This is a genomic window from Paracoccus aestuariivivens (genome assembly GCF_009711225.1).
GTDB lineage: Bacteria > Pseudomonadota > Alphaproteobacteria > Rhodobacterales > Rhodobacteraceae > Paracoccus > Paracoccus aestuariivivens.
Genome location: NZ_WMIE01000006.1, coordinates 86,718 through 106,137, shown reverse-complemented (window position 1 = coordinate 106,137; position 19,420 = coordinate 86,718). Strand labels below are relative to the sequence as shown.

17 protein-coding genes are annotated in these 19,420 nt (G+C 64.7%); 7 read left to right on the top strand and 10 right to left on the bottom strand.

Annotation, left to right across the window (positions count from 1 at the left end; genetic code table 11):
• Positions 1 to 4 precede the first annotated feature (4 nt).
• From GL286_RS11970 to GL286_RS11960, 3 genes are all read left to right on the top strand, one after another.
• Complete coding sequence (locus GL286_RS11970; RefSeq protein ID WP_170295163.1) at positions 5 to 811, top strand: ABC transporter permease; 807 nt, start codon at positions 5 to 7, stop codon at positions 809 to 811.
• Positions 812 to 817: 6 nt separating this feature from the next.
• Entirely contained in the window at positions 818 to 2,500 is a 1,683-nt protein-coding gene (locus GL286_RS11965; RefSeq protein WP_155095800.1) for a GMC family oxidoreductase, read from the top strand.
• A gap of 159 nt (positions 2,501 to 2,659) precedes the next feature.
• Positions 2,660 to 3,526, top strand: a complete 867-nt coding sequence (locus GL286_RS11960) for a GNAT family N-acetyltransferase (protein WP_211596307.1) — start codon at positions 2,660 to 2,662, stop codon at positions 3,524 to 3,526.
• Between the two features lie 36 nt (positions 3,527 to 3,562).
• Here the strand turns inward: GL286_RS11960 and GL286_RS11955 are convergent, their stop codons facing one another.
• Positions 3,563 to 4,882: an NAD(P)/FAD-dependent oxidoreductase gene (locus GL286_RS11955; RefSeq protein WP_155095799.1), complete on the bottom strand. Its 1,320-nt coding sequence runs from the start codon at positions 4,880 to 4,882 to the stop codon at positions 3,563 to 3,565.
• 219 nt (positions 4,883 to 5,101) lie between these two features.
• Between GL286_RS11955 and GL286_RS11950 the strand changes: the two genes are divergently transcribed.
• Entirely contained in the window at positions 5,102 to 5,581 is a 480-nt protein-coding gene (locus tag GL286_RS11950) for an Lrp/AsnC family transcriptional regulator (RefSeq protein WP_211596305.1), read from the top strand.
• 17 nt (positions 5,582 to 5,598) lie between these two features.
• Here GL286_RS11950 and GL286_RS11945 read toward each other — a convergent pair whose 3' ends face one another.
• From GL286_RS11945 to GL286_RS11915, 7 genes are all read right to left on the bottom strand, one after another.
• Positions 5,599 to 7,239 (bottom strand): ABC transporter ATP-binding protein, encoded by a 1,641-nt coding sequence (locus GL286_RS11945; protein ID WP_155095798.1) that lies wholly within the window; start codon positions 7,237 to 7,239, stop codon positions 5,599 to 5,601.
• Positions 7,239 to 8,081 (bottom strand): ABC transporter permease, encoded by an 843-nt coding sequence (locus GL286_RS11940; protein WP_155095797.1) that lies wholly within the window; start codon positions 8,079 to 8,081, stop codon positions 7,239 to 7,241. Before GL286_RS11940 ends, GL286_RS11945 begins: the two co-directional genes overlap by 1 nt.
• A 2-nt stretch (positions 8,082 to 8,083) precedes the next feature.
• Positions 8,084 to 9,034 carry an ABC transporter permease gene (locus tag GL286_RS11935; RefSeq protein WP_155095796.1) on the bottom strand — a complete coding sequence of 317 codons (951 nt, stop codon included), beginning with the start codon at positions 9,032 to 9,034 and terminating at the stop codon, positions 8,084 to 8,086.
• A 55-nt stretch (positions 9,035 to 9,089) separates the two neighbouring features.
• Positions 9,090 to 10,703 carry an ABC transporter substrate-binding protein gene (locus tag GL286_RS11930; protein WP_155095795.1) on the bottom strand — a complete coding sequence of 538 codons (1,614 nt, stop codon included), beginning with the start codon at positions 10,701 to 10,703 and terminating at the stop codon, positions 9,090 to 9,092.
• 339 nt (positions 10,704 to 11,042) lie between these two features.
• Entirely contained in the window at positions 11,043 to 11,957 is a 915-nt protein-coding gene (locus GL286_RS11925; RefSeq protein ID WP_155095794.1) for a 2-hydroxyacid dehydrogenase, read from the bottom strand.
• Entirely contained in the window at positions 11,957 to 13,333 is a 1,377-nt protein-coding gene (locus GL286_RS11920; protein ID WP_155095793.1) for an aspartate aminotransferase family protein, read from the bottom strand. Before GL286_RS11920 ends, GL286_RS11925 begins: the two co-directional genes overlap by 1 nt.
• Before the next feature lie 14 nt (positions 13,334 to 13,347).
• Positions 13,348 to 14,163, bottom strand: a complete 816-nt coding sequence (locus tag GL286_RS11915) for a GNAT family N-acetyltransferase (protein ID WP_155095792.1) — start codon at positions 14,161 to 14,163, stop codon at positions 13,348 to 13,350.
• Between the two features lie 293 nt (positions 14,164 to 14,456).
• Here GL286_RS11915 and GL286_RS11910 point away from each other — a divergent pair, with 293 nt between their 5' ends.
• From GL286_RS11910 to GL286_RS11900, 3 genes are read left to right on the top strand one after another with little or no spacing between them, the layout of a single operon-like run.
• Positions 14,457 to 15,125 (top strand): haloacid dehalogenase type II, encoded by a 669-nt coding sequence (locus tag GL286_RS11910; RefSeq protein ID WP_155095791.1) that lies wholly within the window; start codon positions 14,457 to 14,459, stop codon positions 15,123 to 15,125.
• Positions 15,126 to 15,130: 5 nt separating this feature from the next.
• The gene (locus GL286_RS11905; RefSeq protein ID WP_155095790.1) at positions 15,131 to 16,408 is read left to right on the top strand and encodes an NAD(P)/FAD-dependent oxidoreductase; all 1,278 of its coding nucleotides are present in this window, start codon (positions 15,131 to 15,133) and stop codon (positions 16,406 to 16,408) included.
• Positions 16,405 to 16,761 (top strand): cupin domain-containing protein, encoded by a 357-nt coding sequence (locus GL286_RS11900; RefSeq protein ID WP_155095789.1) that lies wholly within the window; start codon positions 16,405 to 16,407, stop codon positions 16,759 to 16,761. Before GL286_RS11905 ends, GL286_RS11900 begins: the two co-directional genes overlap by 4 nt.
• A 142-nt stretch (positions 16,762 to 16,903) precedes the next feature.
• On the opposite strand, the gene GL286_RS11895 is transcribed toward GL286_RS11900, so the two are convergent.
• Together GL286_RS11895 and GL286_RS11890 are read right to left on the bottom strand one after the other, a co-directional pair.
• Positions 16,904 to 18,373, bottom strand: coding sequence for an NAD-dependent succinate-semialdehyde dehydrogenase (locus GL286_RS11895; RefSeq protein WP_281352120.1), 1,470 nt, complete (start codon positions 18,371 to 18,373; stop codon positions 16,904 to 16,906).
• Between the two features lie 3 nt (positions 18,374 to 18,376).
• Entirely contained in the window at positions 18,377 to 19,411 is a 1,035-nt protein-coding gene (locus GL286_RS11890) for a tartrate dehydrogenase (RefSeq protein ID WP_155095788.1), read from the bottom strand.
• Positions 19,412 to 19,420 lie beyond the last annotated feature (9 nt).

Here is a 19,420-nt window from a genome sequence, read left to right as displayed (position 1 = left end):
TCCGATGGAACGTGTTTCCCTGTCGCCAAGCCAGATCCTGTTGCGGGTGTTCGTCGGCATCACCCTGCTATGGCTGATCATTCCTGTCCTGATCATCGTGCCCATGTCCTTCTCGGGCGCGCGGTTTCTAAGCTTTCCGCCGCCAAGCTGGTCGCTGCGCTGGTACGAGGCCTATCTGACCAACCCCGCATGGATGCAGGCGACCAAGACCAGCCTGATCCTTGCCACCTCCAGTTCGGTTCTGGCGACGGTCATCGGCACGGCGGCGGCCTATGCCCTGAACATGACCCAGTCGCGCTGGATCAGGAACCTTCAGGTCGTGCTTCTGCTGCCGCTGGTTGTCCCGATCGTGATCACGGCGGTCGGCGTGTTTCTGGTCTATGCGCAGGTCGGGCTGATCGCGACGATGTCGGGGCTGATCCTTGCCAATGTCATGCTGGGGATGCCCTATGTCATCACATCGGTGCTGGTCGGGTTGCGCAAATTCGATCCGACGCAGGAAATGGTCGCCCGCAGCCTTGGCATGAACCGCTGGCGCGCCTTTTTCGCGGTGGTTCTGCCGCAGATCCGGCCCTCGGTCATCACCGGTATGCTGTTCGCGTTCATCTCGGCGCTGGACGAGACGGTGGTGTCGCTGTTCATCTCGGGCGGGGATTACCAGACGCTGACCAAGCGCATGTTCACCGCGCTGCGCGACGAGATCGACCCGACCATCGCCGCGATCTCGACGTTGCTGACCGGCATCTCGTTCATCATGGTTCTTCTGATGGCGATGAACGGTCGCGCCTCGGCGGCGCGGGGCAGGGCCTAGGAACCGATGCAGACCGACATCCTGATCCTTGGCGGCGGCTCGGCGGGCTGCGTGCTGGCCGCCCGCCTGTCCGAAATCCCCGCCTTGCAGGTGGTGCTGGTCGAGGCGGGGCGCGACATCCTGCCCCCCGCGCTTCCGTCCGAGATCGCCTCGCGCTATCCGGGGCGGGCCTATCTGGACCCGCGCAACATCTGGCAGGGGCTGCGCGCGACCTATGGCAAAGGCCCCGCGCGGCGCTACGAGCAGGCCCGCGTCATGGGCGGGGGCTCGGCGATCAACGCGCTGATGTCGAACCGCGGCGCCCCAGCCGATTACGACGAATGGGCCGCGCTGGGGGCCGAAGGGTGGGATTGGGACCATGTCCTGCCCTATTTCCGCAAGCTGGAACATGATCGCGATTTCGCGGGGCCGCTGCATGGCGATGACGGTCCACTGAAAATCCGGCGTCCCGACCATGCGGCGCTATCGCCGTTCGTGGCGCAGGTCATGGCATCGCTGGACGCGCAGGGCCATCCGGTCCGCCCCGACCAGAACGGAGCGTGGCAGGACGGCGTCTTTCGCGGGGCGGTCGGCCAGTCCGATATCGGCCAACGCCAGCCGACCTCGTTGACATGGCTGACACCCGAGGTCCGCGCCCGCCCGAACCTGCGCATCCTGAGTGACCATCAGGCCATGCGTCTGCTGATCGAAAACCGTCAGGTCAGCGGGGCGGAAGTAGCGTCGGCCTCGGGCGCGGTCCTGCGCATTCAGGCCCGCCGCACGGTCCTGAGTCTGGGGGCGATCCACAGTCCGGCGATGCTGTTGCGCTCGGGCATCGGTCCGGCGGCCGAGTTGCGCGGATTGGGGATCAGTCCGGTCGCCGATCTGCGTGGTGTCGGGGCGAACCTGATGGAGCATCCCTCGATCGCGCTTGGCACCTACCTGCCCCCCGCCATGCGCGTCCGCGACCCTGACGAACACCATGAACAGGGGGTATGGCGTTATTCCTCGGGGGTTGCGGGCACACCGCCCGGCGACATGCACGGCGCGATCCTGTCCCGTTCGGGCTGGCATTCGGTCGGGGCGCGGATCGGCTCGATCTTTTTCTGGGTGAACAAATCCTATTCGCGCGGGCGGGTCCGGCTGGTTTCGGCCGATACGGCGACCGGCCCCGAGGTGGACTTCAACATGCTGTCGGACCCGCGCGATCTGGAGCGCCTGAAGGGCGCCGTCCGCATGGGGGCATGGGCCCTGGCCGCGCCCGGAGTGACCGCGACTTGCGGGCCGGTTTTCCCGACCAGCTACACGCCCCGCGTCGCGCGCATTGCCGCCCTTGGTCGCTGGAACGCGGTCCAGCGCGGGGTGTTCTCGGCCTTGCTCGACTGTGCCGGACCGCTGCGGCAGGCGCTGATCCACGGGCTGGTCACGCAAGGCGTTACCCTGAAAGCCTTGTTATCGGATGAAAAAATGCTGGAAGATTTCGTACGCGCGAATGTCGGCGGCACATGGCATGCCTCGGGCACCTGCAGGATGGGTGCTGCGGGCGATCCGGACGCGGTGACCGGCAGCGACGGGGCGGTTCACGGTATGCGCGGGCTGCATGTGGTCGATGCCTCGCTGATGCCCTCGATCCCCTGCGCCAACACAAATATCCCGACCATCATGCTGGCCGAACGGATCGCGGACAAGCTCAAGGCCGCAATGCGCTGATCTTTCGTGTCGTGGACCCGCAGGCGAGTGGGCTGAAGTGCCTACTTTGCCAGAGGGGTGATTTAGCAGGAAATTCTGTTTGACGCTCGGTTTTTGTTTCGATGCGCTTCCGTATCCGCTTTACCATGGCGCTACGGCAGCCACGGGCAGGAGCGCAGCTTGGAACTTGCAGAGACACTCGACATCGGCGGCTATGAGCTGAGCATAGATCCGATGACCCCTGCCGATATCCCGCGGCTGCACGAATTGTCGGTCTCGGTCAGCTGGCCGCATCGTGCCGACGACTGGGCCATGGCGATCGGGCTTGGTCATGGCTGGGTCGCCCGTGACCAGATCGGCCGGATTTTCGGCTCGGCGATGTGGTTTCCGTTTTCGCAGAACGTCGCCTCGATCGGGATGGTGATCACCTCGCCGCGCCTGCAGGATCAGGGGGCAGGGCGCTGGCTGATGCGCCGCGTTCTGGACGAGACCCATGGCCGCGCGCGGGTGCTGAACGCCACCAAAGAGGCCTACCGGCTTTACGTCTCGCTGGGGTTCCAGACGCTTGCCCGCGTCGCGCAGATGAACGGCATCGTCACGGATTGTCCCGAATATCCGCTTGGGGCGCGGGCAATGCAACCCGCCGACCGCGCGCAGATCCTGCAACTGGACACCGACGCGATGGGCGTCGCCCGCCCCGAGGTGATGGCCGCCGTTCTGGCCGTGTCCGAGGGTCTGGTGATCGAACGCGCGGGCCGCATCACGGGATTTTCGCTGATGCGCCATTTCGGGCGGGGTCGGGTGATCGGTCCCATCGTGGCCGAGAACGAAGCCGATGCGATGGCGCTGTGCGGCCCCTTCATCGCCGCGCATCGGGGCGAGTTCCTGCGGGTCGATACCCGCGAGCCTCAGGGGGTGTTCTTCGATTTTCTCGAGGCTGCGGGCATCGTCGATTTCGACAGCGTGCAACGCATGTCGCTGGAGCGCCTGCCCGATCCGGTCGGCGCGGCCAGAACCTTTGGGCTGGTCAATCAGGCGCTTGGCTAAGGCGGACGGGGGCGGCATCGCCCCCGACACGACGTTTCAGAAATCCGCGACCTTGCCCCAGACCGATTGGTCCAGACGGGCGGGGTGATAAGGCTCGGGATCGACGATCGGAGCCGTTCCCGTCACCAGATCCGCGATCAGATGCCCCGCGCCCGGCCCGATCCCAAAGCCATGGCCGCTGAATCCGGCGGCCAGCATCAGGCCGGGAATGCGGGTTTCGCCGATGGCGGGCACACCGTCGGGCGTGCTGTCGATGAACCCTGCCCAGCCCGAGGTGACCGCAGCCTGCTTGAGCGCGGGAAATATCTCTCGCGCGCGGGCCAGCGTCAGGTCGATCTGCGCTTGGTCGGGGCGGGGATCAAGGATCCGCATCCGCTCCATCGGCGTGACGCGGTCCAGCTTCCAGCGGCCCAGCGTCTCATGCCCCGAGGTCCAGCCCTGCAACCCGCCCGGCGCCAGCGATTTCCGCCGCTTGAAGAACATCGGCAGGAATTTGCTCCAGTAGCGCATCTGTTGCGGCGTCACATCGACCCGCGCCGCACCAGAAACGGCCAGCGTGTAGCCACCGTCGCCGCGCCGCGTGACCGAGATATAGCTGGTATGCACCGCATCCGGCAGTTCCGCGCCCGCGCCGACTGCCAGAATCGAGGACCGCACGCTGGCCTGCGGAAAGCGCAGTCCAAGCTGGTTCACGAATGACGAGGCCCAAGCCCCGCCCGCCATGACGACGGCGCGCGTCTTGATGACGCCCTTTTCGGTGATGACGCCGGATACCGCGCCCGCCTCAAGTTCAAGTCCGCGCGCGGCGCAGCCCTGAATGACCCGTCCGCCATGTTTCACGACGCCACGCGCGATCACCGGCGCGGCGCGTGACGGATCGGCGGTTCCGTCGGTGGGGGAAAAGACGCCGCCAGCCCATGATTTCCCCGAGGCCTTGCCGCGGGCCGTGGCCTCGGACGCGGACAGCATATGCGTGACCACGCCCTCGCCCCGGGCGAAGTCGCGCCAGCGCGCCCAACCCGCGATCTCGGCCTCGTCATTGGACAGGTACAGCAGCCCGCAACGGCGGAATCCGGTATCCTCGCCGATCTCGGCGGCGAAACGGTCCCAAAGATCAAGGCTGCGGGTCGAGATCGGCAATTCCCGCGCGTCGCGGTTCTGCTGGCGGCACCAGCCCCAGTTGCGGCTGGACTGCTCGGCGCCGATCCGGCCCTTTTCCAGCAGGACGACCGACATGCCGCGCTGCGCAAGATAATAGGCCGCGCATGTGCCGACGATCCCGCCACCGATGACGACAATATCCGCGCGTGCCGGAATTGCGGCTTCCGTCTCGATCTGCATCAGGGGGGCGGGCATGGCGGACTCCTTGGTTCGTTGCCCGCCAGACTAGCCGATAGGGGCCAAAGCATGTGCCGCATCTGCTGCGGTGATGAAATATTATGCCGAACTGGCGGTCTGTGACAGCGGCCTAGTTTTCCGAGAAATGTGACAGGGACGATGCGTTTTTGACGGTAGATCGGGTTGAGGTCGCAGAATTTTATGCGTAGCGTCCTTGCACGCATTCACGAGGCCACCATGTTGAAACTGGACCGTATCGACATCCGCATCCTGCACGAGTTGCAACGCAATGGCCGTATCACCAATGTCGAGTTGGCCGAACTGGTCCATCTGTCGCCCAGCCCCTGCCTGATGCGGGTCAAGAAATTGCAGCAGGCGGGTTTCATCACGGGCTATTCGGCCCAGATCGACCTTGCCAGACTGGGGCCGACCCTGACCGTCTTTACCGAGGTCACGCTGAAGAACCACCGCCAGATCGATTTCGCCCGCTTCCAGGAGGCGATGATGAAGGTCGAGGAATGCATCGAATGCCACCTGATCTCGGGCGGTTATGACTATCTGCTGAAATTCGTCACCGGCGGCATCACGGATTATCAGGCCATCATGGAGGGGCTGATCGACCGCGAGATCGGCATCGACAAATACTTCAGCTTTGTCGTGATGAAATCGCCCTTTGTGAAGAACCACCTTCCGCTGAAGAATATCTTCAAGCTTTAGGTGGTTCGGGGGCGGGATCAGGCGACGCGGGCAGGGATGCGATCCAGCCAGCCGGTGTCCAGTTGCGGGATGGAATCGAACAGCAGCCGCGAATAGGGATGGCGCGCGCCGTCCGGCAGGTCGCGGGCGCGCAGCGTTTCGACCGTCTCGCCGCCATTCATTACCATCACCTCGTCGCAGATGGCCTGCACGGTGGACAGATCGTGGCTGATGAAGACATAGGACAGGTCCAGTTCGCGCTGCAGTTCCTTGAGCAGGTCGATCACCGCCGCCGCAACCACGGTGTCCAGCGCCGAGGTGATCTCGTCGCACAGGATGACCTCGGGGTTTGCCGCCAAGGCACGGGCCAGATTGACGCGCTGTTTCTGGCCGCCCGACAGTTCGGCGGGCAGACGGTGCATCATGGTGCGGGGCAGGCGGACCATTTCCAGCAGTTCCGCGATCCGCGCCTGACGGGCCGCGCCTTTCAGGCCGTGATAGAAGGTCAGCGGACGGCCAAGGATATCGCCGATGGAGCGCGCCGGATTCAGCGCCGTATCGGCCAGTTGGAACACGATCTGGAGCCGCCGCAGATCCTCTTTCGAGCGCTGCGCCGAGGCGGGTTCCAACAATTCGCCATTCAGCAGCACCTTGCCCTTGGCGGGGGGAAGCAGGCCCGCAATCGCCCGCGCCAGCGTCGATTTCCCCGAGCCGCTTTCGCCGATCACGCCAAGGTTGCAGCCCTTTTCCAGACGGCAGCCGACATCCTTCAGGACCAGCTTGTGCGGCAGCCTGTCCGCGCCCAAGGGACCGTATCCGGCAAAGACATGCGAGACTTCCAGAACGGGAACCTGCGCGTTGGCTGCGACCGGATCTGCTGCGCGCGCGAATGTCCGCGGTTCGAAGGCGGATAGAAGTTCGTTCGTATAGGGATGCGCGGGGTGGTGCAGAATCTGCGCGGTCGCGCCGATCTCTTGCACCTCGCCGCCCTTCAGGACCACGATCCGGTCGGCGATCTGGGCGACGACCGCCAGATCGTGGCTGACATATACCCCCGCCATGCCGCGTTCCTTCATCACCGATTTGAAGGCGCGCAGCACCTCGATCTGGGTGGTGACGTCCAGCGCCGTGGTGGGTTCGTCGAAGATGACCAGCTTCGGCCCGCCGATCAGGGCCATCGCCGCCGAAAGCCGTTGCAACTGTCCGCCCGAGACCTGATGCGGATAGCGGTTGCCGATGGTTTCGGGGTCGGGCAGCGCGAGGGCGCGGAACAGATCGATTGCCTTGGCGCGGGCCTCGGCCATCGGCATGGTGCCGTGGATCTTGGCGACCTCGACGACCTGATCGATCAGTCGCAGGGCGGGGTTGAAGGCGGCGGCGGCGCTTTGCGGGACATAGGCGACCTCGGTCCCGCGCATGGCCTGCCTTTGGGCTTCGGTCATGCGGACGACATCCTGACCCGAGAGCAGGATCTCGCCGCCGGTGATCTCGCAGCCTTTGCGGGTATGGCCCATCAGGGTCAGCGCGATGGTGGTCTTGCCCGAGCCGCTTTCCCCGATCAGCGCAACGATCTCGCCCGGCGCGATGTCGAAGCTGACGCCCTTGATGATGGGAAGAACATTGCCGGCATCGGTGGTGGCCTTGACCCGAAGATCGCGGATTTCGACAAGGTTTTGCATCATTCGCTCCGGTCGCGGATCTTGGTGGGCAGGTTGTCGATCAGCAGGTTGACGCTGATGGTCAGGGTGGCGATGGCAAGGCTGGGCATGATCACTGCCGGAGCGGCAAAGGGCAGACCGCCGATATTCTCGCGCACAAGGCTGCCCCAGTCCGCATACGGCGGCTGCACGCCCAGCCCCAGAAACGACAGACCCGACAGCAACAGCACGATGAAGACAAAGCGCAGCCCGACATCGGCCAGCACCGGTCCGGTCATGTTGGGCAGGATCTCGTTCATGATCAGATAGGGGGTGCGCTCGCCACGGGCACGGGCAACGGTGACGTAATCCATCGTGTTGATGTTGACGGCCAGCGCACGGGCAAAGCGGAAGGCTCCGGGCAGGTAGATGACCGCAAGCACAAGGATCAGGACGGGAATCGACGATCCTACCGCCGCGACCATGACCAGCCCGAACAGTTTCGACGGGATCGAGTTCAGCGCGTCGAACAGACGGCTCAGGACCGTGTCGAACCAGCCGCCGCTGACCGCCGCCGTCATGCCAAGGATCACCCCCGAGGCGCAGGCCAGCACGACCGCCGCAAGCGAGATCCCGACCGTATAGCGCGCGCCCATCAGGATGCGCGAGAACATATCGCGGCCCAGATAGTCCGAGCCCAGCCACAGTTGATCCGTGATCGGGCCGAAGAAATCGAAATCGACGATCTCGCCGGGGTCATGGGGCATGAACCACGGGCCGATGATCGCGGTCAGCGCCCAGAACAGCACGACCAGCGCGGCAAGGGCTCCGGTCCAGTTCAGGCGGTAGCCAAGGCGGCGGGGGGTGGGAAAGGAAACGGCCATGACTAGCGAAGCCTCGGGTTCGAGAGAATGGCGATCAGGTCGGCAACCGTGATCAGGATCAGGTATCCGATACAGAAGATCATGGCGCAGCCCTGGATCAGCGGCAGGTCGCGCGTGGCGACCGAATCCACCATCAACCGCGCGATTCCGGGGTAGTTGAAGACTGTCTCGACAATGATGACGCCGCCGACCAAATAGGACAGCGACAGGGCCACGGCATTGACGATCGGGCCGACCGCGTTGGGCAGGGCGTGACGCAGCACCATGCGCGAGCGCGATGCGCCCTTGAGCAGGGCCATCTCGACATAGGGGCTGTCCAGCACGCTGATCATCGCCGCGCGGGTCATGCGGATCATCTGGGCGCAGATCACGCATAGCAGGGTGATGACCGGCATGGCAAAGACCCGCAGCATCTGGGTGATGCTGTCGATGTCGCTGTTGACCGACAGGGCGGGCAGCCATTTCAGCCATACCGCGAAGACCAGAACGGCCAATGTCGCGATCATGAATTCCGGAACCGAGATCACCGCGATGATGCAGGCGTTCACCGCCCGGTCAAAAGCCGTGCCGCGATACATCGCCGTGGCGATCCCCAGCGACAGCGCCAGAGGCACCGCGATCGCGGCCGTGACCGCACCCAGCCGCAGCGTGTTCACCAGCCGACCGCCGATCAGGTCCGCCACCGGCATGCTGTTGGCATAGGACGTCCCCAGATCGCCCCGCAGCAATCCCCAGAGCCAGCTGCCATATTGCATGATCGCGGGCTGATCCAGATTCATGGCCTTGCGCAGTCCGGCCACGGCCTCGGGGGTCGCGGATTGGCCCAGCAGGATCTCGGCGACGTCTCCGGGCAGCATCTGCGTCGCGCCGAAAACCACGACCGAGACGATCAGCAGCGTGATGGCGGCAATGCCGAGGCGGCCTAGCACCAGTCTGGGGATGGGTGAACTCATTCAGGAACCTTTCAGGGAAGGGCGGGGGCGGCAGCAACCGCCCCCGAAGCAGCGATCAGGCTTCCAGCCAGACGTATTCGGCCATGGCGTAGCCCATCTGGCCGCCCAGCGGGTTGGTTTCCAGCCCCTGAAGCTTGTTGGTCTTGGCCTCCATGTCCGACAGCCAGACGGGGATCGCGGTCGCGGCCTCGTTCGAGACGATCACCTGACATTCGTCATAGATTTCCTTGCGGCGCGTCTCGTTCAGTTCGCCGCGGGCCTCATGCACCAGCTTGTCGAATTTCTCGGATTTGAACTGGCTTTCGTTCCACGGCGCATCCGAGGTGTAGAGCAGCGAGAACAGGATGTCGGGCGTCGGACGCGGGTTGATATTGCCGAAATGCGCCGGAGCCTGAAGCCAGTATTTCGACCAGTAGCCATCCGACGGCACGCGCTGGATGTCGAATTTCATGCCGATCTGCGAACCGGCCTGCTGCAACAGCGTGGCCATCTCGACCGAGGACGTGGCGGCGTCCGAGGCGACGATCGGGATCGTCTGGCCCAGCAGTCCCGCCTTCTGGAACAGCGCCTTGGCGCGTTCGGGGTCGTGCTCGCGGGCCTTCAGCTCGGCATTGTGGTATTTGTTCGAGGGCGATACCGGCTGGTCATTGGCGATCACCGCGCGGCCACGGGCGATGGATTTCGTGATCAATTCGCGGTCGAACAGGTATTTCATGCCCTCGGCGAAACCGGCCTTGTCGCCCGGCGACATATCCAGCCGCATGTTGAAATTGGTGTAGTTTCCGGCGGTGTTCTGCACCACGTCGATATTGCCTGCGGCCTCGATCAGGCGCAGCGCTTGCGGCTTGATGGACGCCGCCAGATGGATATCCCCCGAGATCAGCGCGTTCACCCGCGCGGTGTCGTCGGGAATGGCGAAATATTCGAAGCTGTCGACATGCGCGCCGCCCGGCTTGAAGTAGTTCTCGTTGCGCTTCATCAGCGATTTCACGCCCGGCTCGAAGCTTTCCAGCGCGAAGGAACCCGTGCCGTTGCCCTTGGAGAAATCGGTCGTGCCATCGGCCACGATCATGAAATGGTGCATGGCAAGGATGGCGGGCAGGTCGGCATTCGGCGCGGACAGGGTGATCTGGACCGTCGCCGGATCGACCGCCTTCACCTCGGACAATTGCTTGGCCATCGCGTTGACCTTGGAGCCGACGCTTTCGTCAAGGTGACGCATCAGCGAGAAGACGACGTCATCGGCGGTCAGGGTCTTGCCGTCATGGAAGGTCACGCCCGTCTTCAGCTTCACCGTCCAGACTTTCGCATCCGAGGATTCGACGCTGTCGGCCAGTTCCATCTGCACCTCGCCCTGACCGTTCAGGAAGGTCAGGCGGTTGTACAGCGCGCAGCAGCGGACGTAATCCGTCGCCTGCGATGCCTTGGCGGGATCAAGCGTGTCCGCGGTCGAGGAGGCCCAGCTTGCGCCGATCAGATGCCCGCCCTTGACCGGAGTCGCGGCCAGCGCGGCTCCGGCGCGGCCCAGAATGGTGCTGCCTGCGGCAAGGCTGATGCCTCCGGCAAGAAACATGCGCAGCAGATCGCGACGGCTGGCGCCTCGGCGCATGGCATGTTCGACCATCGCGTCATCCGAGCGGGTCCAGTTGGTGATGCCGGTATTGCTCATCCTAATTCCCTGTTCTTGCGCGCTTGCGCACTGATGGTTCGCCCTTGCGGGCAATGCTTGGACCCGCAAAGGCGGGCGGGTCCGCTCGGACCGCGACAGGGTATGCTGGTTCACAGAGCGTATCTTGCATTCGGGCCGGCATTGGCCGGATGCATTCTTCCCTGTTGGCAGCACGATCTGCCGGAATATTCTGATCCGATCTTTCGCCGGATCTTGTAGTCGAGCCCTTGCAGACCTGACCATTCGGGACAGAATGGCCGGAAATCGCGGGGCGGATGCGTCGATTTTGTGAATGTCACGGCATATTATGCTGAATTGCCGTGACGCCGTGGCATCGCGTCAGTACCCCCGTGTCCGGTCGATCAGGCCGGGGATGTCCTGTCCGGACAGGTCGGCGCGGACCCCTGCCACGACATGCGCAGCACCTTCGATCGCGCTGGTCTGGCTGGCGATATGGGGAGTAACGATCACGCGGGGATGGTGCCAAAGCGGGTCATCCGCAGGCAAAGGCTCGGGGTCGGTCACGTCCAGCATGGCGCTGGCCAGCCGACCGGATTCGAGCGCATCAAGCAGATCCTGCGCCACCAGTTGCTTGCCGCGTCCCAGATGGACCAGTCGCGCACCTTGCGGAAGCTGCGCGAACAGGTCGGCATTCAGGATGCCCTGCGTTTCTCCGGTCAGCGGCAGAAGGCACAGCAGGATATCGCTGCGGGCCAGAAACGCGGACAGGTCGGTAAAGCACTCGACCCCCTCGATCCGGCGCGGCGAGCGGCTGTAACCCGCCAGATCGAAGCCGAAGGGCTTCAGCCGTTCGATCACCAGCGACCCGAGCTGGCCCAGCCCCATGACACCGACACGCCGTTGCGCGGCGGGCAGGTTGTCGCCCGCCCGCCATTCGCCCTTGCGCTGTTGCGCCAGATACAGGGGCAGGTCGCGATGCATGGCCAAGGTCGCCATGGTCGCATATTCCCCCATCTGCGCCGCGATGCCCGGATCGAGCATCCTGACAATGCTGACATGCGCGGGAATGCGGCTCATGTCGAACTGGTCGACTCCGGCTCCGATCGAGAAGACCAGCCGCAGATTCGGATAGCGCGTCGCCAGATCCTCGGGCGCGGTCCAGGTGACGATCCAGCGGATGTCCTGCGGGTCCGGCGCTTCGCCGAAGTGAAAGGCGATGTCCGGCAGGGCGCGGGCAAAGGCCTGACGAAAGACCTCGGCCCGTGCAGGAGTCGACAGGAACAGGACCGCCATCAGCGCATCGCCGCGCGGACGTCGGGATCTTCCAGCGTCTGGTCAAGGGTCAGGCGGGTGCGCTCGACAATGGCGTCGATCTCGGCCTCGGTGCAGCAAAGGGGCGGGGCATAGCCGATCACCCCTTGGGCAAAGGCGCGCACGATCAAGCCGTTCTGCCAAGCCCGCTCGAACACGCGGGTCGCGGGGGCGGCAGCGGCGGGCAGCGGGGTCTTGTTCTGCTTGTCGATGACCAGTTCGATCGCCGCCAGCATCCCGCGCCCCCTGACATCGCCGACCAAGGGGTGATCGGACAGCCCGTGTAGACCCGCCATCAGGCGCGCGCCCATTTTAGTGCCATTCGCCAGCAACCCGTCTTCGTACAGATCCAGAACCGCAAGCCCCACGGCCGCGCTGACCGGATGGGCGGAATAGGTGTAGCCGTGACCCACCGCGGCCGCGCCCGCACCATCGGCGATGGTCTGGTAGATCCGGTCGGACAGGAAGACCGCGCCCATCGGGACATAGCCCGACGTCAGCCCCTTGGCCGTCGTCATCATGTCGGGCACGATGCCGTCCTCTTCGCAGGCGAAAAGCGGGCCGGTGCGCCCGAAGCCGGTGATGACCTCGTCCGCGATGAACAGGATGTCCAGCTCGGTGCAGACCGCACGCATCGCGGCCATCCAGCCTTTCGGCGGCACCAGCACCCCACCCGAGCCCTGGATCGGCTCGACATAGAAGGCGGCGACGCGACCGGCTCCGCCGATCTGTTCGATCTTGGCGCGCAGTTCCGCGACCGAGGCGTCGATGATCGCCTGCGGATCGTTACCGACCGGATTGCGATAGGCGTAATGCGAGGTGATCTTGTGCTGCCAGTCGAAAGGCAGTCCGAATCCGGCATGGAAGGCTGGCAGCGCGGTCAGGCCCGCACCCACGGTCGACGAGCCATGATAGCCCTGCTGGACCGAGATGAACTGGTCCTTTTCCGGCATCCCGCGCGCGTTCCAGTAGTAGCGGGCAAAGCGCACGGTGCTGTCCACCGCATCCGATCCGCCCAAGGTGAAATAGACATGATCCAGATCACCGGGGGCGCGCTCGGCCAGCCGCGCGGCAAGGCGGGCGGCGGGTTCGGACCCGAGGCTGAAATAGCCGGTGGCATAGGGCAGTTCGCGCAGCTGCTTTGTCGCGGCCTCGATGACGCTTTCCTGCCCGTAACCGGCATTGACGCACCAGAGGCCCGCGAACCCGTCCAGAAGCTGATGCCCCTGCGCGTCGGTCACGGTCGCGCCCTTGGCCGATTTCAGCAGGCGGACCCCGCTTTGTTCATGCCCGCGCCATGAAGCCACGGGATGGACCAGATGTGCCCGGTCCTGCTCGATCAGCGAATTGCTCAGCATGTTCTCTCCTATGGTCAGCCAAGGGCCTGTGCGGCCAGAGCGAAGCGCATGAAGCGCCCCTTGTTTTCGGGAAGCCCGCCGCGCCGCATCGCGATACCGCGATCCACCTCGACCAGCCCCAGACCGGCAAGCCAGTCCTCGAGTCCGGTAAGGTCGGCGGTATCGACACGCAAGAACGCGCCACGGCGACCGGCGAAAAGCTGCGACAGCAGATCGCGCGCGGTTTCCGCATCATCCGCGATCACCGGACCGACGACATGGCCACGGCCAAAGGGGCGGATCGCGGCGTAACCCTTGCCCTCGATGATCGCCAGTTGACCCCGCGCGGCCAGAAGGTCGATCAGACCCGAGCGATCCGCCTGCGTCGCCTCGCGGTCCATCTGCCGGATCGCGTCAAGGTCTGCGGCAAGGGCGGGGCGGGCCTGTGTCGCAACGCAATCGGCCAGCAGATGGCCCTGACGCTGATGCACCATGCCGCAGGCCGAGAAACCGAGCTTCTCGTAAAGCGGCAGCCCCGATTGCGTCGCAACCAGCCGCCATTGGCCCGGTGTGGCGCAATCCATCGCCCGCAGCATGATCTCGCGGCCAAGGCCCCGTCCGCGCATGGATTCATCGACGATGATCATGTTCGCCATCGCGGCGTCACCGAAAGGCGTGGCAAGGGCCGTCGCGACGATCCGGTCGTCCTCAAGGGCCACGACGCCCTTGCTGATGGCCGCGACCAACGCCCAGTCGTCGCGTCGATGCGGCCAGCGCGCCTGTTCGGACAGGCGCAACGCGCCGTCCAGATGTTCGGGGCCGAAAGGCTGGAAGGTCAGGGTCTGGGTCATGCTTGCCTCGGGTCTATTCCGGCATATCATGCCGCCCTGATCGACTGCCGCGTAACGGGATTGGTCGGTCTTGCGGATATTTCACACCGTTCAGCCCTGATGTGGCGGCATATTCTGCCGCCGATCCGCTGCTGCGTCGGGGTCGCGACGGGGTGGCGTGGCGGGCGGTCCGAAACTCTGTGCCGCGACCGGCCCGACTTTCGGCGTTTCCTGCCGGTCAAGGGCAGCAATGCGGGCAGACTGGTCTGCCGCTGCGCCTAAAATCGGGACAACGATGACCGCATGAGGACAATATGGCCCCGTTTCGCCCGAAATACGTAACCTTCGACTGCTATGGCACGCTGACCAATTTCGACATGGCCGGTGCCGCGCGCCGCATCTATGGCGCGACGCTGGATGAGGCCGCCATGACGCAGTTCATCAAGAACTTTGCGGCCTACCGTCTTGACGAGGTTCTGGGCGCCTGGAAGCCTTATGCCGAGATCGTTCACAACTCGCTCGAGCGGACCTGCAAAGCCAATGGCGTGACTTTCCGCGACGAGGACGCGCAGCGCGTCTATGACGAAGTCCCGACCTGGGGTCCGCATGCGGATGTTCCGGCGGGTCTGGCCAAGCTGGCCAAAGAAATCCCGCTGGTGATCCTGTCGAACGCGATGAAATCGCAGATCCCCTCGAATGTCGAGAAACTGGGCGCGCCCTTCTACAAGGTCATCACCGCCGAGGAGACCGGTGCCTACAAGCCGCAGATGCGCGGTTTCGAATATATGCTGGACGTGCTGCGTTGCGGCCCCGCGGACATCACCCATGTCTCGTCCTCGTTCCGCTATGACCTGATGACCGCGCATGATCTGGGCATTACGTCCAAGGTCTGGGTCAATCGCCGCCACGAACCGGCCAATCCCTATTACGGCTATACCGAAATCGCCGATATCGGTGGCCTGCCGGGCGTCTTCGGGATCTGAGGGCGATGAAGTTCGTCTCATATTGGCACGATACCGCCGCCCCCTTTTCGGGGGGCGCGACGGAGCCGGTGGCGGGGCATTACGATGTCGCGGTCATCGGTGCGGGCTTCACCGGACTTGGTGCGGCGCGCAAGCTGGCGCTGGAGGGGCGTTCGGTCGTGGTCCTCGAGGCGCAGACCGTGGGATTCGGGGCCTCCGGCCGCAATGGCGGGCATCTGAACAACGGGATCGCCCATAGCTATCTGGCCGCCCGCGCCGAATTCGGTGCCGAGAAGGCCCGCGCGCTGTATCGCGCCTTCGACGCCGGAATCGACACCATCGAACGTCTGGTGGCCGAAGAGGGCATCGACTGCGACTTCCACAGGTCGGGCAAGCTGAAGCTGGCCTCGAAACCCCAGCATCTGGAAGGGATTGCCCGCAATTTCGAGGCCATCCATGCCGAAGTCGATCCCGACACCGAATTGCTGACGCGGGCGGATCTGCAGGCCGAGGTCGGCTCGGACCAGTTCCACGGCGCGATGCTGCAGAAGAAAAGCGCCATGATGCATATGGGGCGCTTTGTCTCGGGTCTGGCCGAGGCGGCGGTGCGGCACGGCGCGGTGATCCATGAACATGCGCCGGTGACGGCGCGGCGCGAGCAGGGGCGCGGCTGGGCGCTGGACACGCCGCGCGGCACGGTCACCGCAGATCGGGTCCTGCTGGCGACGGGGGCCTATACGACCGAGGCTTTCGGGTATTTCCGGCGCCGGATCGTTCCGGTCGGCAGCTTCCTGATCGCGACCCGCCCGCTAACCGCGGGCGAGGCCGCAGCCATCATGCCGGGGAACCGGACCTGCGTCACCTCGATGAATATCGGAAACTACTTCCGCCTTGCGCCGGACAACCGGCTGATCTTTGGCGGGCGGGCGCGTTTTTCGGCGACATCGGACCAGAAGTCGGATGTGAAAAGCGGCGAGATCCTGCGTCAGGCACTGGCCGGAATCTTTCCCGATCTGGCCGATGTGCAGATCGACTACTGCTGGGGCGGGATGGTCGATATGACCCGCGACCGCTATCCCCGCGCCGGTCTGGCGGACGGAACCTATTTCGCGATGGGCTATTCCGGCCATGGCGCGCAGATCGCGACCCATATGGGCGAGATCATGGCCGACCTGATCGTCGGCCGCATCAACCGCAATCCCTTCAATGACCTGCCATGGAACGCCGTTCCCCTGCATACGGGGAAACCGTGGTTCCTGCCGCTGGTCGGTCTCTATTACAAAGCCAAGGACATGGTGCAATGACTGAACTTCTGATCAAGATCGACCCGGAAAACCTGCCGGAACCGAAATTTGCGAAACCGGGACCGGAGCGGCTGATCGCGGGCGACCCCTCTTTCACGACCTGGGCCTTTGACGAGGGCAAGAGCGGCCGCGTCAAGACCGGTATCTGGGAGGCGACGCCCGGCGAGACCCATTCGATCAAGGGCGAGATCTACGAGTTCTGCCACATCCTCGAAGGCGTGGTCGAATTGTCGGAAGTGGGCAAGGGCACGGTGACCTATCGCAAGGGCGACAGCTTCGTGATGAAGCCGGGCTTCGTCGGCGTCTGGAAGACCATCGAGACGATCCGCAAGATCTATGTCGTGATCGAGTAAGCCAGCGGTTCGCGTAAAGTGCAGGGGGCGCCGGATCGACCGGCGCCCCCTGTTGTTTTTCGGCCTGCGGCAAATACGCCCTGCCACCCCCATCGAGGGGGCGGCAGGGCGACGGGGTTCCCCCGTTCCTGCCGCGCGGAACCTAGAGCCCCGCCATGTGGAAGGCCTTGGTTTCCAGATATTCGTCGATTCCGACCCGTGCGCCTTCGCGGCCAAGACCGGATTGCTTGACGCCTCCGAAGGGCGAGACGGTCGTCGAAACCGAGCCGGTATTCAACCCGACCATCCCGAATTCCAGCGCCTGCCCGACCCGCCACGCCCGCTTGTGGCTTTCCGTGTAGAAATAGGCGGCCAGACCATAGGGCGTCCCGTTCGCCAATGCGACGGCCTCGTCCTCGGTTTCGAAGCGGAACAGCGGCGCGACGGGACCGAAGGTTTCCTCGCTCGCCAGTTCCATCTCGGTGGTGGCGCCGCCCAGCAGGACGGGGGCCGCATATTGATCGCCCGAGGGTGCCGTCGCCTCGGCCAGAATCGTCGCACCTTTGGACAGGGCGTCGGCGACATGGCGGCGGATCTTGTCGATTGCGGGGGCGTTGATCATCGGGCCGATCTCGACGCCGGCTTCGGTGCCGGGGCCGACCCGCATGGCCTTGACCCGCGCACCCAGCTTTTGCGCGAAGGCGTCATAGACCCCCGCCTGCACCAGAATCCGGTTCGAACAGACGCAGGTCTGCCCGCCATTGCGGAATTTCGAGGCAATAGCGCCCTCGACCGCGGCGTCCAGATCGGCATCGTCGAAGACGATGAAAGGCGCATTGCCGCCCAGTTCCAGCGACAGGCGCTTCACGCTTGGCGCGCATTGCGCCATCAGGATCGAGCCCACTCGCGTCGAGCCGGTGAAGCTGAGCTTGCGCACCGTCGGGTTCGCGGTCAGTTCGGCCCCGATGGCGGCGGGCATACCGGTCACGATGTTCACCACGCCTTCGGGGATACCCGCACGTTCGGCCAGAACCCCTAGCGCAAGGGCCGAGAACGGCGTGAATTCGGACGGTTTGATGACCACCGTGCAGCCCGCCGCCAGCGCCGGAGCCACCTTGCGGGTGATCATGGCGTTCGGGAAGTTCCAAGGCGTGATGATGGCCGAAACCCCGACCGGTTCTTTCATCACGACGATCTGGCGGTCGCCTGCGGGTGCGGGAATGACCGAACCGTCGATGCGGCGGGCCTCTTCGGCGAACCATTTCACGAAGGACGCGCCATAGGCGATCTCGCCCTTGGCCTCGGCCAGCGGTTTGCCCTGTTCGCGGGTCAGGATCAGGGCAAGATCGTCGGCGTGGTCCTCCATCAGGGCGAACCAGCGTTCGAGCAGGGCGGCGCGTTCGGCATGGGGCCGCTTGCGCCAGCTTTGGAAGGCACGGTCGGCGGCGTCGATCGCGGCGCGGGTCTGCTCGGCGCCGATATCGGGCACGCGGCCCAGCACCTTGCCCGTAGCCGGATCGGTCACCTCGACCGAGGCGCCGGACGTGGCCTGTACCCATTGCCCGCCGATCAGCGCGGCTTCGCGGAACAGGTCGGGATCGGCAAGTCCGGTGGGTTTCGTCATCACGTTCATCGCTTAATCCTCCAATGCGGACAGGATCGCCGCAGTAATGTCATCGGTCTTGTCGCGGCCCGGCACGGTGCCGATCCCGCGTGCGGTGGTCGCCTCGACGGAGCGCATGATGCGCGCGGCGACCGCCCCTTCGCCCAGATGTTGCAGCATCATCACCAACGACCAGATCGCGGCGATCGGATTGGCGATCCCCAGATGCGCGATATCGGGGGCCGAGCCATGCACCGGTTCGAACATCGACGGCCCCTTGCGGGTCGGGTCGATATTGGCCGAGGCCGCAAAGCCCAAGCCCCCCTGGATCGCTGCACCCAGATCGGTCAGGATGTCGCCGAACAAGTTCGAGGCCACGATGACGTCAAGCGTCTCGGGGGCCATCACCATGCGGGCCGCGATGGCATCGACATGGTAATGACTGACCTCGACCTCGGGGAATTCGACCGAAAGTTCGCGCGTCACCTCGTCCCAGAACACCATCGAGTATTTCTGCGCGTTCGACTTGGTGACCGAGGCAAGCCGCTTGCTTCGGGCCATCGCCTGTTCGAAACCGAAGCGCAGGATGCGCTCGACTCCGGCGCGGGTGAAGATCGCCGTCTCGACCGCGACTTCGTCGGCAGTGCCCTGATGCACGCGGCCACCGGCGCCGGAATATTCGCCCTCAGTGTTCTCGCGGATGCAAAGAATGTCGAATTCCTGCTTGCGCAAGGGGCCCTCGACGCCCGGCAAAAGGCGATGGGGACGGATATTGGCATATTGCACGAAGGCCTTGCGGATCGGCAGCAGCAGGCCATGCAGCGACACGGCATCGGGCACCTTCGCGGGCCAGCCGACCGCGCCTAGGAAAATCGCGTCGAAGCCGCGCAGGGTCTCGATCCCGTCTTCGGGCATCATACGGCCGGTTTTCAGGTAATGGTCGCAGGACCATGGAAAGGTTTCGCCCGACAGCAGGCCGGGGGCCGCCTTTTCCGCGACCTTCATCGCGGCGTCCAGAACAGATGTACCGATCCCGTCGCCGGGGATCAAAGCAATGCGGTGCGTCATGGGATGGTC